This is a genomic window from Burkholderia cepacia ATCC 25416 (genome assembly GCF_001411495.1).
Classification (GTDB): domain Bacteria; phylum Pseudomonadota; class Gammaproteobacteria; order Burkholderiales; family Burkholderiaceae; genus Burkholderia; species Burkholderia cepacia.
In genome coordinates, this window is sequence record NZ_CP012984.1 from 195,673 (window position 1) to 209,807 (window position 14,135).

Annotated in this window: 14 protein-coding genes and 2 pseudogenes; 9 read left to right on the forward strand and 7 right to left on the reverse strand. The window is 61.6% G+C overall.

Annotated elements, in window-relative coordinates; translation table 11 throughout:
* Nucleotides 1–151: 151 nt before the first annotated feature.
* Nucleotides 152–796: pseudogene (locus APZ15_RS41630) on the reverse strand (IS5 family transposase); the annotation flags it as partial.
* A gap of 138 nt (nucleotides 797–934) precedes the next feature.
* On the opposite strand from APZ15_RS41630, the gene APZ15_RS38340 reads away from it, so the two are divergent.
* Entirely contained in the window at nucleotides 935–1,666 is a 732-nt protein-coding gene (locus APZ15_RS38340; RefSeq protein WP_138143328.1) for a hypothetical protein, read from the forward strand.
* Nucleotides 1,667–1,857: 191 nt separating this feature from the next.
* Here APZ15_RS38340 and APZ15_RS38345 read toward each other — a convergent pair whose 3' ends face one another.
* The 5 genes from APZ15_RS38345 to APZ15_RS38360 form a co-directional block, all read right to left on the reverse strand.
* Nucleotides 1,858–3,156 carry a hypothetical protein gene (locus tag APZ15_RS38345; RefSeq protein WP_138143327.1) on the reverse strand — a complete coding sequence of 433 codons (1,299 nt, stop codon included), beginning with the start codon at nucleotides 3,154–3,156 and terminating at the stop codon, nucleotides 1,858–1,860.
* Between the two features lie 262 nt (nucleotides 3,157–3,418).
* Complete coding sequence (locus APZ15_RS41635) at nucleotides 3,419–3,754, reverse strand: hypothetical protein (protein WP_138143326.1); 336 nt, start codon at nucleotides 3,752–3,754, stop codon at nucleotides 3,419–3,421.
* A 127-nt stretch (nucleotides 3,755–3,881) separates the two neighbouring features.
* Nucleotides 3,882–4,142 carry a hypothetical protein gene (locus APZ15_RS38350; protein ID WP_027792009.1) on the reverse strand — a complete coding sequence of 87 codons (261 nt, stop codon included), beginning with the start codon at nucleotides 4,140–4,142 and terminating at the stop codon, nucleotides 3,882–3,884.
* A 22-nt stretch (nucleotides 4,143–4,164) separates the two neighbouring features.
* Nucleotides 4,165–4,347, reverse strand: a complete 183-nt coding sequence (locus APZ15_RS38355; protein ID WP_027792008.1) for a hypothetical protein — start codon at nucleotides 4,345–4,347, stop codon at nucleotides 4,165–4,167.
* 63 nt (nucleotides 4,348–4,410) lie between these two features.
* Nucleotides 4,411–4,641, reverse strand: a complete 231-nt coding sequence (locus APZ15_RS38360; RefSeq protein WP_027792007.1) for a hypothetical protein — start codon at nucleotides 4,639–4,641, stop codon at nucleotides 4,411–4,413.
* Nucleotides 4,642–5,095: 454 nt separating this feature from the next.
* On the opposite strand from APZ15_RS38360, the gene APZ15_RS38365 reads away from it, so the two are divergent.
* Nucleotides 5,096–5,422 carry an H-NS histone family protein gene (locus tag APZ15_RS38365; RefSeq protein ID WP_027792006.1) on the forward strand — a complete coding sequence of 109 codons (327 nt, stop codon included), beginning with the start codon at nucleotides 5,096–5,098 and terminating at the stop codon, nucleotides 5,420–5,422.
* A 156-nt stretch (nucleotides 5,423–5,578) separates the two neighbouring features.
* On the opposite strand, the gene APZ15_RS38370 is transcribed toward APZ15_RS38365, so the two are convergent.
* Nucleotides 5,579–6,334: an SOS response-associated peptidase family protein gene (locus tag APZ15_RS38370; RefSeq protein WP_049098334.1), complete on the reverse strand. Its 756-nt coding sequence runs from the start codon at nucleotides 6,332–6,334 to the stop codon at nucleotides 5,579–5,581.
* Nucleotides 6,335–6,510: 176 nt separating this feature from the next.
* On the opposite strand from APZ15_RS38370, the gene imuA reads away from it, so the two are divergent.
* The 7 genes and pseudogenes from imuA to APZ15_RS38405 form a co-directional block, all read left to right on the forward strand.
* Complete coding sequence (gene imuA / locus APZ15_RS38375; protein ID WP_027792005.1) at nucleotides 6,511–7,227, forward strand: translesion DNA synthesis-associated protein ImuA; 717 nt, start codon at nucleotides 6,511–6,513, stop codon at nucleotides 7,225–7,227.
* A complete protein-coding gene (locus APZ15_RS38380; RefSeq protein ID WP_027792004.1) occupies nucleotides 7,148–8,626 on the forward strand; it encodes a Y-family DNA polymerase in 1,479 nt (492 codons plus the stop codon). Before imuA ends, APZ15_RS38380 begins: the two co-directional genes overlap by 80 nt.
* 6 nt (nucleotides 8,627–8,632) lie before the next feature.
* Complete coding sequence (locus APZ15_RS38385; protein ID WP_027792003.1) at nucleotides 8,633–11,782, forward strand: error-prone DNA polymerase; 3,150 nt, start codon at nucleotides 8,633–8,635, stop codon at nucleotides 11,780–11,782.
* A 115-nt stretch (nucleotides 11,783–11,897) separates the two neighbouring features.
* Nucleotides 11,898–12,197: an H-NS histone family protein gene (locus APZ15_RS38390; protein ID WP_027792002.1), complete on the forward strand. Its 300-nt coding sequence runs from the start codon at nucleotides 11,898–11,900 to the stop codon at nucleotides 12,195–12,197.
* Between the two features lie 90 nt (nucleotides 12,198–12,287).
* Nucleotides 12,288–12,680, forward strand: a complete 393-nt coding sequence (locus APZ15_RS38395; RefSeq protein WP_027792001.1) for a DUF2471 family protein — start codon at nucleotides 12,288–12,290, stop codon at nucleotides 12,678–12,680.
* A 218-nt stretch (nucleotides 12,681–12,898) separates the two neighbouring features.
* Complete coding sequence (locus APZ15_RS38400) at nucleotides 12,899–13,828, forward strand: tyrosine-type recombinase/integrase (RefSeq protein WP_027792000.1); 930 nt, start codon at nucleotides 12,899–12,901, stop codon at nucleotides 13,826–13,828.
* 70 nt (nucleotides 13,829–13,898) lie between these two features.
* Nucleotides 13,899–14,135 (forward strand): annotated as a pseudogene (locus APZ15_RS38405) (hypothetical protein); the annotation flags it as partial.

A 14,135-nucleotide genomic window follows, 5' to 3' on the forward strand; every position in this document is an offset into this window, starting at 1 on the left:
CGATCACGTCTGGAGATGCCCTCTGCTTCGTTAGCAAAGGGTAGACACTAACCCATTGTTTTGTCGGAATAAATATTTAGGGCCGCAAGGCAAGGCCTTGCCAGGCCTAAAGGCGCCTAACCGGAAAAACGCATGGAAATCAAAGGCGCCCCTCGCTGCTTTCCACGCCGCGCCGGGCAATACGGGCCTTGATGCCGCGCTGACTCAGATAACGCCGGCAACGAGCAAAGTCATATCCCTTGTCCGCGTGCAGTTTGCCCGGACGTTTGCGCGGGCTGGCCATTCAGGCCCGGTACCGCCGGAATGGCATCAAGCGTGGGCTCGAACGCCATCGAATCGTGCCGGTTGGCACCCGTGACCGTGACAGCCAGAGGGATGCCGCGTGCGTCTACGACGATGTGTCGTTTCGATCCGAGCTTTCCTCGATCTGTCAGGTTCGGGCCGGTTTCCTGGCCCCCCGGGGGCTGGAGACACTGGCTCCATCGAGGCTTGCCCGCTCCCAATCGATCTGGTCGTGCTCACGCAGCCGACGAAGCATCGCCAGGTGCAGCCGCTCCCATACGCCGGCGTCCTGCCAGTCTCGTAGACGTCGCCAGCACGTCATGCCACTGCCGAAGCCCAACTCCTGGGGGAGGTCTTACCACGGAATACCGGTTTGCAGTACATACAAGATGCCGTTCAGTGCCGCTCGGTCATCGACCGTGCGCCGCCGTCCACCCTTGGGCGAGGGCGTGAACTCCGGAATCACCGGTTCTAGCGCCACCCATAACTCGTTACTGATTTTGCGTCTTGCCATGCCGCAACGATATGACGTTCGCAGCCTCATGTTTAGGTTGTGTTAGCGGCTCTTATACGGAGATGACTTCCATAGAATTCCGTGATATTTTTAATATCGTATCCCACACCATTTCATCCAATAATGGAGATTATTGCAATGTGCGCAACGCGAACCAACTTCAACATTCTCGCTGGCATACCCGAGGAATCGCTCGCAGAATTCGTTAAGCCGTTTTATGACGAATTTTTGGCCGAAATCGACCCAGCCGAGGCCGCCAAGATCAACTACAATGAGGTGATCAAAGAAATTCAAGTTGAAATTAATGAACAAAACTATGCACCAATTGACGTGTACGGCTCTGAAATTGCCTCAACCCTCTTCGCTAGTGACGAAGCGTCCGATATCACCATCGATTTCCAGAAGCTAGTCAAAGGAGCCACAAGCCCGTGTGCGATGGCAGTCTACGCGACCATCGGTGACGTTGTTGGGCTGGTGTTTGGTCTTCTTGGGGTCAGCACAACGGTTTCGAAGAACGCGACCCGCAAACTACTACAGGAAATGAACGCAGGCAACCTCAATGGATTAATGTCGAAACTCAACGACATTGCGAATGCAGAAAAACTCTACGATCGAGTCAAGGAAGTTGTCGGTTTCATGGCCCAGATTAATAACGCTATCGGAGCCAAAACTCTGGTGACGAAAATTGCAGGCGAAATGCACCTGAACCCGTTTCAATGGGTAAAGACGTGCGCGAAAATGGCTGCTCAGCTTACAGCGTGGTTTCTTTCCGATGGCCTCGCATTGATAGCGCAATTGCTTTTATCCGCCATTGGGATCGCTGAAACCGTCGAGGACGCTGCGAAAGCAATTCGTGTGTGCCGAGTCTAGACGGAAGTAGGCGGCGCCACAGCACATTTAACATGCGGGGCGTCGTCCGTGCGAGGCAAATGTACAGCAACAGTTCTTGGCTACGATTGCCCGACGTAGAGCATGCATGGACGCCGCCGCTTTGCCAAGCTTTCATTTGTGACGGTTCGAAGGATGGGATTGCCGCCATGCATCCGGACTTTAAGCGCGTGTTATCGCAGCTCAAAGCTGTCAACAATGTCCTCGATCCCCGCGTCGCGGAGTAGCTGCTTAACGCGTTCACGCTCTATGGACTTATTATCGGCAAACTCTTGCAGCAAGACTGGATATTGATTGCTGTGTCTCACCTGATTGTTTTTGACCGCAACTTGTATCATCTGGCTCAAATGTTTTTCGGGTTGCGCGGAGTCCATAAGCGGATACCTCATCCTCTTCGCGAATTCATTTGCTTCCGCAAAACTATTGACCGTTCGATAAAGAACGATTAAGCGATCGATCACTGGTGCCGGCGTATCGAACCACATCTGGTTTAACAGTTCCTCGGCCGTCGCATGCCGCACCCGTGACAATGCTGAAGCGTATAGCGGTAACGTCTCTTCCTTGAGGAGGTCATCTATATCGTCAAGAAAATTAGTGGGTAGATTTTCCACGAACGTCATCAGACGAAGGCGATCGGCCACGCCGACGTACGCCCAAAGCTCGGCACCGCGTTTTGCTCCAAGAAAGCTCACTGTCTTAGCGAGTCGTGCATTGTCCTGAAGCGTAGCTATCACGTTGCCCAATAGCTCGCGTACTAGACGCTTCCACGGCTCAGGATGTAATTCCGCGACCGCGAAAAGTGCGTTTGTCGCCCGTAATCGGCGTTCAAAGTTGGCGTCAACCTCTTTCAGTAGGCGTTTTAGCAAAATGCTCAGATAGTTTCGAATCAGCGACTCTCTCGGTTTTGCCAGTGGTCCAGCACGCAGAAACACGACCATGTCTTTGCGCTTGGCTGGAAAAAAATTCGAATCCAGTTCCGTCTGGAGACGATCCAGTGCCTGCTTTCCCTGCGCCGCAGGTTGGGAAAGCACGTAACGGGTGGCGTTGACAATATGCAATCGGGCGAGTTCGGGAGAGGCTGCGAAGACTTCCATATCGGAGACATGTGACGGGTGCGCACATCTGTTGCGGTCATCGACGAGGCGCTCTAGGTCGATATATTCGATGGGGGAAATGAATTCAAACTTGTCACGGGCGACCGTCAATAGGTCCTTCTCAAAAGTAAGCGCTGCCCTTACATCCCCATCCTGTCGAGCACGGTCGAATTTCGATATCGCCTCTTGAGCCATCGCATCGCCGGACGCAGCCAGCTCGCGAATCTTGTCTACTAGGTCGAAGGCGACGGCTATCCAGCACGAAACCACTGCTGATCGATAGGCCCCCGCCTTATAGCATTGCACCGCCTCGCGGATATATTTCCTCGAACGAGGATCTGGGCACTCCGATACCAATTCGTCTAGGTCTATGAGCATTTAATCTCTCGGTCGGCGTTGTTTATGCCGTTCTCACACCCGCATGACATGTCGCAAGAACTTCAGAGGGCGGCCTGTTGTAGACGTACCACCAAATAATACTGCCATCGCCGACGATGCTAGATGTGCCATCCAGGTACGGACGACCGGTAGCTAGTCATCAGCCGACACCCAAATGTCGAAATCCTGCCCAAGGCGAGCGACGCATCATGGCCGAACTGAGTCAGACGATCTGACGCTGTCTGCTTGGTCTAGTCCAACCTTATACACTTGCGGAATGAGTGATCTCACCTTGCGGAGCGTGGAGCTGTCTCGCTTGTGCGAGTATAGCGTCGCCTTCGTGCCACCCCTCTCTCCACGATCCATGAGGAAGGACATCAATCTCCCGTTCGTTCGGGTATGGGTTCTCGCCCAATGCGGCGCCCAGCATGTACGCATCGTAGCCTTCACGCTTGATGCGCAGGTGTAAGCTGTAGGCACTCTCGCGTCCAAAGAGAAAGCAGATAAACCAAAAGTGGTTCCGAAAATCGTCGCTCTTTCTCGCCGCCCATGCGCGAAGATTTTGCATCCCTGCTTTGCCTGCCTGAATCATTCCCATACCTGATCTGCAACGCGCTTTCGGCATTGTGCAACATTGAGTCTCGTATGACGGAGCCATCGAGTAACGGCGAAGGGGCATCTGGAGAACGATTAGTGATAGCCGCGCATATCGTCACGGTTGTTAGTCACATCGAGAGATATTCGACGATACCTGCGAGGGCCATTCCAACGGCGAGGCCGAAAGTACTCACCGCGAGCAGTTCCCACAGCTTCCGTTGAGCAATGGCGCGGCGAATCGAGTGCCTTTCCGCGACGCCGGGCGCTATAAAATATACGGTACCCCAGTCCTCATTGGGGGAGGTACGTACCGAGCCGCTTTCGATCGCCTTTGCCAATTCTGACGGCATCGGCAAATAGGTTGTGAGGATCCATCGCATCGTCTTCAATGGTGCTCTCCGGACCGCCCAATCATTCGCCTTCGATGTCGTCGGTCGGGGCGATCGCGCTACTTCCGGCCGGATGTTCGGCTTGCCTGAGCTTCTCGAATTCAGCGTATACAGTCTTACCGCTGCCTGTTTGACCAATCACGAGGGTATGGCTCACTTCGCTCGTGTGAGTGATGAACATATACGGCTGCGCCTCTTCTGCCATTATTTACTCCTTCCTTCGTCTTCCTTGGATGACATCCACGTCGGTATGGGATCGAGGTAAAACTTAGATGATCCAGAAGTAGGCGGCGGCCAGGAGGCCGAGCGCCACGCTGATGGTCGCGCCGGCTTTCAAGACGAACCGATCGCCTTCCTTCAGTGAACCGTTTTCGTTCGAGACGGTTACGACGAACACCGTCGCGACGAGGTAGGCTACAGTAAGCGTCAGAAAGGCTGCGATACCGTTCTTCGGCACCGGGTGCCCCAGCCCGGAGCCGATCGAGAACATCAGAATCATTGTCGAGATCGGAAGTCCGAGTGCCATCAAACGCGTTGCGCCCCCGACCCGAGCACTGTTCATGGACTCGCGAACTCTACCGATCATTGTGGAACTGGCGGACATTTGCGATCTCTCTGCGTGTGGAATCGGATTGGATTGGCGGTATGGTAGTGCATTCACGCGCGTCAACTTCCCCAAAAGCTGCATGAAAACGGCTGTCTTTCGGGGATAACGAAAACCTGCTTCTCGTAGTGGCGACGGAGCGCTCTTGCCGAACTCAAGGGACCGGATTGCCCATCAGCTCTTGTATCGGCATTCCCAACTGCAACTTGAGAGGCTCGGGTAGGCGGGTTGGCATCGATCATCGCGTCTTGCGCCGCATTCGGTCGGGCCGTCACTTCGACGCGTGCTTCAGCGTGCTGGCTTTGTGAGCTAATATCCTGCGCATTTTTCAACGGAGTTCCGGACAACAGTGGCTACCGAAATCGAAACCCTTCAGACGCAGTTGCGTGAATTGAACGATCGGCTTGCCGACGCAAAGAGAGACGAAAAGCGCGTCGCATTGGATGCGATCCGCGAGCAGGTCGCGCTCCACGGGATCTCGGAGGACGAGCTTTTGACGGCGGCAGGATTCCGGAAACCGCGCAAGCGCCGTGCAGCTGCGAAGTACTACGACCCGTCATCGGGTAAGGAATGGTCAGGGTTCGGGCCTCGTCCGAAATGGCTCGAAGGCAAGAATCTCGATGACTATCTGGTCGATCGGGCGCCGAAGCCCTGGTGGCCAGAAAAGGAAGGATGACGCCAGGTAGTTCGGTCACGTATTCGGTGTGACAGCTGGAGCTGGCGGTAACGGTGCGCGATTCATTGGCACGACGAGTGCGCTCGTGCGGTTTGTTGAGTGTCGTGCCGACAAGGTTTTCAGTCGAGCGATGAGATATTCTTTATCTGTGCCCCCTCAAAACAGCGTGCCACTGGTCGGCGGAGCATTCTCCTTTGCCATTTTCGCTTTCACGGTTTTGGGTGCTGAGGCTACCGTGTAGCTCTCGGGGCGCAGCAGCGTGAGAAAGGTGCGCGCGACCTCCGGATCCTCGCAGTTCAGCCAGTCGTCGTATTGATCCGGCCGCAGGATTACGACGCCGCGCTTTTCTTTGAACGTGCCGTCGTCGTTCAGGTGCCGGTGAAACTGGCGTAGCACGGGATGATCGTCAGCGTTGACCGTGAGCATGGACAGTCCGAACGTTTCACCTTCATCCGGCTCTGGCCAGCGGCGCCAAAAGCCGGCGACCGCGAACGGCTCGCCGGACGCCACGCGAATGCCCCACCGCTCCGACTTTTGTTTCAGGATGGCGTTGATCACGTCCGGCCGGTTTGGCACGTCGAGATCTGGCAAGGTCGGATAGCGCGGTTCGAAGACGACGTCGGCCGGCAAGAGCGCCAAGCGGCAGTTCAGCCACGAATCCTTGAAATTCACCTTCTCGCCAACCGTCTCGCTGCGGGCGTTCATCGTGTCGAAATCGTGGCCCTTGATCTTCGAGCGAGGTCGGATTCCGAACGTGCCCATCAACGATTCCCGGCCACCGTCGGCCGAGCGCCGGATGAACGGAGCCGCGTAGTCGCGGTAGATCTCCGGCGGCCAATCAGCTGCCGGAGGATCGATCGCGAAGTGAGCCGCGTACCGGCTGCGCTGCGTCGCAACATAGTTCGTACACATTCGAGCCCCGTTTTTCCAGTCGTCTATTGATCATACGCCGCACGCGGGCCTCCGCCACGCTCGTCGGTCGGAACGACGCCGGCGCGGCAGCCATGATCGTCATTGCACTTCTGCATATCCCAAAATCCGCGCTACACTAGCACTGTACATTCATACAGTATTTTGTGAGCGCCCCCATGAATCCCGCCCTCGCCCATCCGGAAGCGATACATCCGAGTCTATGGAAGGCATCGCAACTGCCCCGCTCGGGCACGCGTGGTATCGACACTGGCCATCCGGCGTTGACCGCCGAGCTGCCCGGCGACGGCTGGCCGGCCGGCGCGCTGATCGAACTGCTTGCGCCGCAGCCTGGAATCGGCGAGCTTCGGCTGCTGGCGCCAGTGCTCGCGCGCGCGGCCGGCAAGCCGGTGATGCTGATCCAGCCGCCGCACGCGCTGCAACCGCTGGCGCTCGCGTATTGGGGCATCGACCCGTTCGGCTTCGTGACGCTGCCGGCGCCGCGCACGGCCGACGCACTGTGGGCCGCCGAACAGGCGCTGCGCGCCGGCACGTGTGCTGCCGTGCTGATCTGGCAGTCGCACGTCCGTGCGGACGCGTTACGGCGGCTCAACCTGGCCGCGCAGAGCGGTCAGGCGCTGTTCTATCTCTTCCGGCCGGCGGCCGCCGCGCGCGACGCGTCACCAGCACCCTTGCGGCTCGCGCTGGCGCCGAAGCGTGACGGCATCGACGTCACGTTCGTGAAGCGCCGCGGGCCGGCGCGCGACACGCCGCTGTTCGTCCCCTTGTCTCCCTCGCCGATTTTGTTGAACCGCCATGCAACTCTGGATCGGCGTGCATTTGCCGCACCTCAACCTCGAAGTGTTCCGGCCACGATCGCCGGCGCCATCGCCTGACGATGCGCGCGGGTTCGTCGTGCTCGAGGGCGGCCGCGTCGTGGCGCTCGATCGCGCCGCACGTGCGCTTGGTGTGGTCGCCGGCATGCGCCGCGGTGGCGTGCTGTCGCTCGCGCCGGACGCGCAGATCCGCGAGCGCGACGCCGCGCGCGAGCGCGAGCTCGTGCTCGGCGTTGCCTATGCGCTCCTGCAGTTCACGCCGAGCGTCGTCGACGCCGAAGAAGCCGTGGTGGTGCTCGACGTGACGGCGAGCCTGCGCCTCTTCCATGGCATCCGCGCGCTGCGCCAGCGCGTGCGTGCCGTCGTCGCGTCGTTCGGCGTCACCGCAGCGATATCCGTCGGGTCGTCTGGTCCGGCTGCCTGGATGGTCGCTCGCGGCCTGCGCGGTGGCCTCGCGCTGTCCGCGCGGTCGCTGCGCCGCGCTCTCGCGCGCGTGCCGCTCGTCGTGGCGCCGGACGCCCGGCGCTACGCGAACTGGTTTGAGGATCTCGGCTGCGAAACGCTGGCCGACCTGCAGCGCCTGCCGCGCGCCGGATTGAAGAAGCGATGCGGCACGCAACTGCTCGACTGGCTCGACCAGGTCGCCGGCACCGCGCCGGCCGCCTACGACTGGCTCGAAATGCCGCCATCGTTCGACACGCGCGTCGAACTGATGGACCGCGTCGAGCACGCCGAGGCGCTGCTGTTCGTCGCGCGCCGGCTGATCCTGCAGCTGACCGGCTGGCTCACCGCGAAGCAGCTGGACGTCGCCGCGTTCGCGCTGCTGCTCGAGCACGAGCGCGGGCGGGACGCGATCGCGCCGACCGAGATCGAGATCGCGTTGGGCGCCCCTACCCGCTTCGAGGAACACCTCACGCGGCTCGTCAAAGAGCGACTCGGCCATGTCGAGCTCGCCGGCCCTGTGATCGCCGTGCGGCTCGTCGCCCGTCGCGTGCAGGAAGCGGCCGCACCGAGCGACTCGCTGTTCCCGGAGCCAGGCGGCACGCCGCAGGATCACGCGCGGTTGCTCGAACTGCTGACTGCGCGGCTCGGCGCCGAGAACGTGCTCGTCCCGGCTCCCATGGCCGACTACCGTCCCGCGCCGGCCGCCCGATGGGTGCCGATGCGCGACGCGCCGAAGCCGGCGCCGCTGCCGGCGGATCTGCCACGCCCGGCTTGGCTGCTTGCCAAGCCGGTGCCGCTGCTCACGCGCCAGCATCGACCGTTCTACGGCACACCGCTGCGCATGGTATCGCCCGGCGAGCGCATCGAAGGCGGCTGGCAGGACGGGCAGACCGTGACGCGCGACTACTTCGTTGCCGAGGACGACCACGGCGTCTGCTACTGGATCTACAAGGAGCGGCCGACAGCCAGCGACGAGAGCGAAGCGCGCTTCTTCCTGCACGGCCTGTTCGGCTGATCCTTCATGGACGCCGGCAGTTTCGGCGCCCTGCCCGCCTACGCGGAACTGCAGGTCGCCTCCGATTTTTCATTCCTGCACGGCGCGTCGCGCGCGGAGGAATACGTCGGCCGCGCGGCGCAGCTCGGCTACAGCGCGATCGCGATCACCGACGAATGCTCGCTGGCCGGCGTCGTGCGCGCGCACGTCGAAGCGAAGGCGGCGAACATGCCGCTGATCATCGGCTCGCACTTCCGGCTGACGGCCGCCGACGGCGCGCTGGCGATCGCGTTCACCGCACTCGCGATGAATCGCGACGGTTACGGCAACCTCTGCGAATTCATTTCGCTCGGTCGGATGCGCAGCAAGAAAGGCACGTACCGCCTAGCGCCGCTTGATCTAGAGCATCCGGAAGCGCCGTACACCCACCTCCGCAGCCTGCCCGACTGCATCGCGATCCTGTCGCCGGACTTCCCGGCAAACGAGCAGCGCCTCGACGCGCAGGTCGAATGGTTCGCACGCGTGTTCGGCGATCGCGCATGGGTCGCGCTGACGCTGCACGCACGCGCGATGGACGACATCCACCGCGGCGTGGTCGAGCGCGTCGCAGCGCGCCACGGCGTGCCGGTGGTGGCCACCAGCTGGCCGCTGATGCACGTGCGGTCGCGCAAGCCGCTGCAGGACGTGCTGACGGGAATTCGCGTCGGCCGACCGGTAACGGAGTGCGGGTACGAGCTCGCGCCGAATGCGGAGCGTCACCTGCGATCGCGCCTGCGGCTCGCCAACCTCTATCCCGCCGGCGCGCTCGAGGAAACCGTGCGTGTCGCGCGACGCTGCACGTTCTCGCTCGACGACCTGAAGTACGAGTATCCGGATGAACTGGTACCGGCCGGCACCGACCCGGCGACGTACCTGCGCGAGCAGACCTACATCGGCGCACGCCGGCGCTTCCCTGCCGGCATCCCGGTTGACGTCCAGGCGCAGATCGAGCACGAGCTGCAACTGATAGCGGAGCTGCACTATGAGCCGTACTTCCTGACCGTCTACGACATTGTGCAATTCGCACGGGGACAGGGAATCTTGTGCCAAGGGCGCGGATCGGCGGCGAATTCGGCGGTGTGCTATTGCCTTGGCGTGACCGAGGTGGACCCGTCCCGCTCCAACATGCTGTTTGAGCGTTTTGTCTCAACAAATAGGGCCGACCCCCCAGATATCGACGTGGACTTCGAACATGACCGTAGGGAAATCGTCATGCAGTACATCTACGGCAAGTACGGCCGCGATCGCGCAGCGCTGACGGCCGCCGTCACGACATACCGGCCGCGCAGCGCGTTGCGCGAAGCCGGCAAAGCACTCGGCGTGGATCCGGCGATCGTCGAACGCGTGGCGAAGCAGCATCACTGGTTCGACTCGCGCGCCGATCTGCTGCAGCGGTTTGCAGAGGCCGGTCTCGATCCCGAAGCGCCGCTGAATCAGCAGTGGGCCGCGTTTGCCGCTCAGTTGCTCGGCTATCCACGTCACCTGTCGCAGCACTCGGGCGGCTTCGTGATCAGCCGCAGCAAGCTCACCCGGCTCGTGCCGGTCGAGAACGCAGCGATGGACGATCGCTCGATCATCCAGTGGGACAAGGACGACATCGAGGCGCTCGGCATCCTGAAGATCGACGTCCTGGCGCTCGGCATGCTGTCGATGGTGCGACGCGCGCTCGACATGATCTCGGAAAAGCGCGGCGAGACTTTCGAGTTGCAGGACATCCCGGCAGAGGACAAACCGACCTACGACATGCTGTGCGACGGCGACAGCATGGGCGTGTTCCAGGTGGAATCGCGCGCGCAGATGTCGATGCTGCCGCGCCTGCGACCGCAATGCTTCTACGACCTGGTGATCGAAGTGGCGATCGTCCGGCCGGGCCCGGTTCAGGGCGGCATGGTCCATCCGTTTCTGCGCCGGCGTCAGGGGCTCGAACCGGTCACCTATCCTTCGCCCGACGTCGAGAAGGCGCTGAAGCGCACGCTCGGCGTGCCGATCTTCCAGGAGCAAGTCATGCAGGTCGCGATGCTCGCGGCCGGCTTCTCCGCCGGTGAGGCTGACCAGCTCCGGCGCGCGATGGCGGCCTGGAAACGCAAGGGCGGCTTGGAGCCGTATCACGAGCGCCTGGTCAGCGGCATGCTCGCGCGCGGCTACGATCACGAGTTCGCCGAGGCGATCTTCGCGCAGATCAAGGGTTTCGGCGACTACGGCTTCCCGGAAAGCCACGCGGCCAGCTTCGCGCTACTCGTCTACTCGAGCGCATGGTTGCGTCGCCACGAACCGGCCGTGTTTCTGGCCGCGCTGCTCAACAGCCAGCCGATGGGCTTCTATACGCCGTCGCAGCTACTGCAGGACGCGCGACGCCGCGGCGTTGAGGTGCTGCCCGTCGACGTCAACGTGAGCACATGGGATTCAGCGCTCGAAGGGCCGACGACGTCGGCGCCCGTGCGGCTTGGCTTCTCGCTGTTGCGCGGCATGCGCGAAGATGTCGCCGGCCGCATCGAGCTCGCACGCGCAGCGCGACCATTCGTCGACGTCGCGGATCTCGCGCGCCGCGCGCGGCTCGATCGGCACGACCTGCAGGTGCTCGCGCGTGCGAACGCTCTTCGCTCACTGGCCGGCGGCAATCGACGCGCGGCGCTTTGGTTGGCGGCCGCCGCAGTCCCTGATCGCGATTTGCTGCGCGGTACCGAGCGCGACGACGCGGTGCCGGCGTTGCCTCAAGCATCGGAGGGCCACGAGATCGTGACGGACTATCGCGCGATGGGCTTTACGCTCGGCCGTCATCCGCTGGCGCTGCTGCGTGAGCGCCTCGCGCTCGATCGCCTGCAGTCGGCCGAGCAGCTGGCAACGTTGCGCAGCGGCCAGCTCGCGCGCGCGTGCGGATTGGTCACGGTGCGGCAGCGGCCGGGCACGGCCAACGGCGTGCTGTTCATGACGCTGGAGGACGAGACGGGCCAGGTCAACGTGATCCTCTGGCCCGGCCTGCTGGAGCAGTTTCGGAAGGAAGCGCTCGGCGCCGCGCTGCTCGCCGTGTACGGCGTGTGGCAGGCTGAAGGTAAAGTTCGGCATCTGATCGCGAGCAAGCTCGTCGACCGGACCGAACTTCTCGGGGCACTGCCCACGACGGCGAGGGAGTTTCGCTGATTTTAATTGGCCGGAGCCGTATGGGCCGCCCAGCGGAGTGAATTGTGAAACTTGACTTACCAGATCGCTCCGTATGCTGGTCGATATCGATTTCCTAACCACGACTGGAGAAATGATGTCGACCTTCCAAGAACTGCTCGCACGGCGAGCTGCCCTTGAAACGGAAATTCAGACCGCCAAGGCAGGAGAGCGCTCGAATGCGCTGAAGGAAGTCAAACGACTCGTGGACGAGTTCGACTTCTCGACGCGGGAGATTTTCGGCACGAGCAAGATTCGGAAGCGCCAGACCGTTCAGCCTCGGTATCGCGATCCCGCGACTGGCGCGACGTGGAGCGGTCGCGGCCGGCCGCCGAAGTGGATTGACGGCAAGGACCGCTCGCAGTACCGGATCGAGGCGCCGGCCACGCACGCTTGAACAGCGCGGCGACACTCGATACATTCAACCTATCTCGCTCGCGGCGGGGATACGCAATCCAGCCCGCCGCGTACCATTCAACGACTCCCCATGAAACCCTCCGATAATCCCGCAATCATGGATCTGGAAACGGACCCGGTGCTGTTCGAACACGCGCTTGAACGAGTCACGGAAGACTTGCGCCGAATCGTGATGTCGATAACGGAGCGCCATTTCAATTCAGGTTTGGTGCCCTCGATCACCTGGCCTGCGCTGCTCGAGATTGAAGAGGAAGCCTTTTCGGACCTTGCATTCCAAAGCCGCAACGAAGCCGCAGTCGTCGCCGCGCTTCCCCGGATCGGGCCTACTACGCTGCCGGGCATCGATCTGAACGGGCTGATCGACTGGCGCCTGTCCGCACGGTGGCTGCCGATCGCTTACGAATGTGTCCGGGACTACCTGTTGACCGCGCGTCCGGCGGCACAACGCGACGACGAAGTGTGAGGCGAACGTTGCCCCAACAGATCGGTATGGCCCGCCACGGGTCTCGTGACCGTAGCCATGGCGCAGAGCCACCGGCGATGCGTCCGCAATGCTCTCACGACGCGCCGGCGGCCGGGTCAGCACTGCTGCCGGACGCCCCCCTCCCCTTGGAGACGAGGGACGCGAATCGCAGATTCGCGTTATGCTTGGGGTATCCAATAATCAGTATATAAGATCGAATGGACGAACCGACTCTCTGGCTGTCGGCACCGACCGAGGCCTATCAGCAGTGGCAGCGCACGGAAGCCGCCGGCGCTGATCGGCGTGCGTTCTCGCCGAGGTCGATCGTCCAGCACGAAGCGATGTTTGAACGCTTCATGCGCCACCTCGCCGCCGCTCATCGGTCGCTGGCCACCTTCGGGCCCGACCACCTCGAATCGTTCTTCGCTGATCTCGATCGCCGGTGCAAACCCGGCACCACGACGCGCCTGCGCTACGAGAAGCTTCTCGACAGGCTTGGCCGACACCTGGTCGACGTCGGCGTGCGCAAGACCAATCCAGCGGCCGCCTATGCGTTGACGCAGAAGTGGCCGGAGGACGAACCGGTCCCGGTGTACTTGCTCGAGGCCGATGATCATCGACTGCAGGCATCGATCCGAGCAATCGACGAACTCGACGATCGCGCGCTGCGGAACCGCGCCATCGTTGGACTATTGCTCTCAACCGGCATTACCGCGCAGGAAATCCGACAGGCGGCCGCCGTCGACCTCGACCTGTCGGCTGCGCGGCCACACCTCCAAATCTCGAAGCGTGGCCCGCGCGAAGCACGCCGGGTCCACGTAGCCGAATTCGCGGTACCGGCGCTCACGCGATGGCGCAACCTGTCTGCGGCCGCCGACAGCTCACTGCTGTTCCCGTCACCCCGTGCTGGTGGACCGATGACCGACGAGATGCTCGGCCGCATCGTTCGAGACGAACTCCTCGCGATCGGCGTTCGGCTCCCCGATATGAGTCCGCGCACGCTGCGGAACACGTTCGCCAGGCGCCTGCTGCTCGCCGGCAGAAGCAACAATGACGTCATGCACCTCTTGGGCCTGACGAGCCAGCGCACTGTGATCCGCATTCGGGCAACGATCCCGACCCAGCCTCAAACGGCACTCCAGACTTGACTTCATCTCCCCCTCGATAGCCTGAAAAAGCCAGCAAGTTCGCTGGCTTTTCGCTATTGGAGCATTCAATATGGACTACGTATCGCGCTACACGGATCTCGTCTACTCCGCCAACGGCGGCATCGCCGTCTGCAGCTACCGGCTGCTCGCGCTCGCGTCCGAACCGACGCAGCTCATCATTCAGGTCGAGAACCACGGCTGCAACAAGGACATCCTGATCACCGATCACATCGTCCGCGACGGAATCCTCAACCGAATCGCCGATCGCGAACTGACGGGCATCCCGTTCGACCTGCTTTGCGTTGCG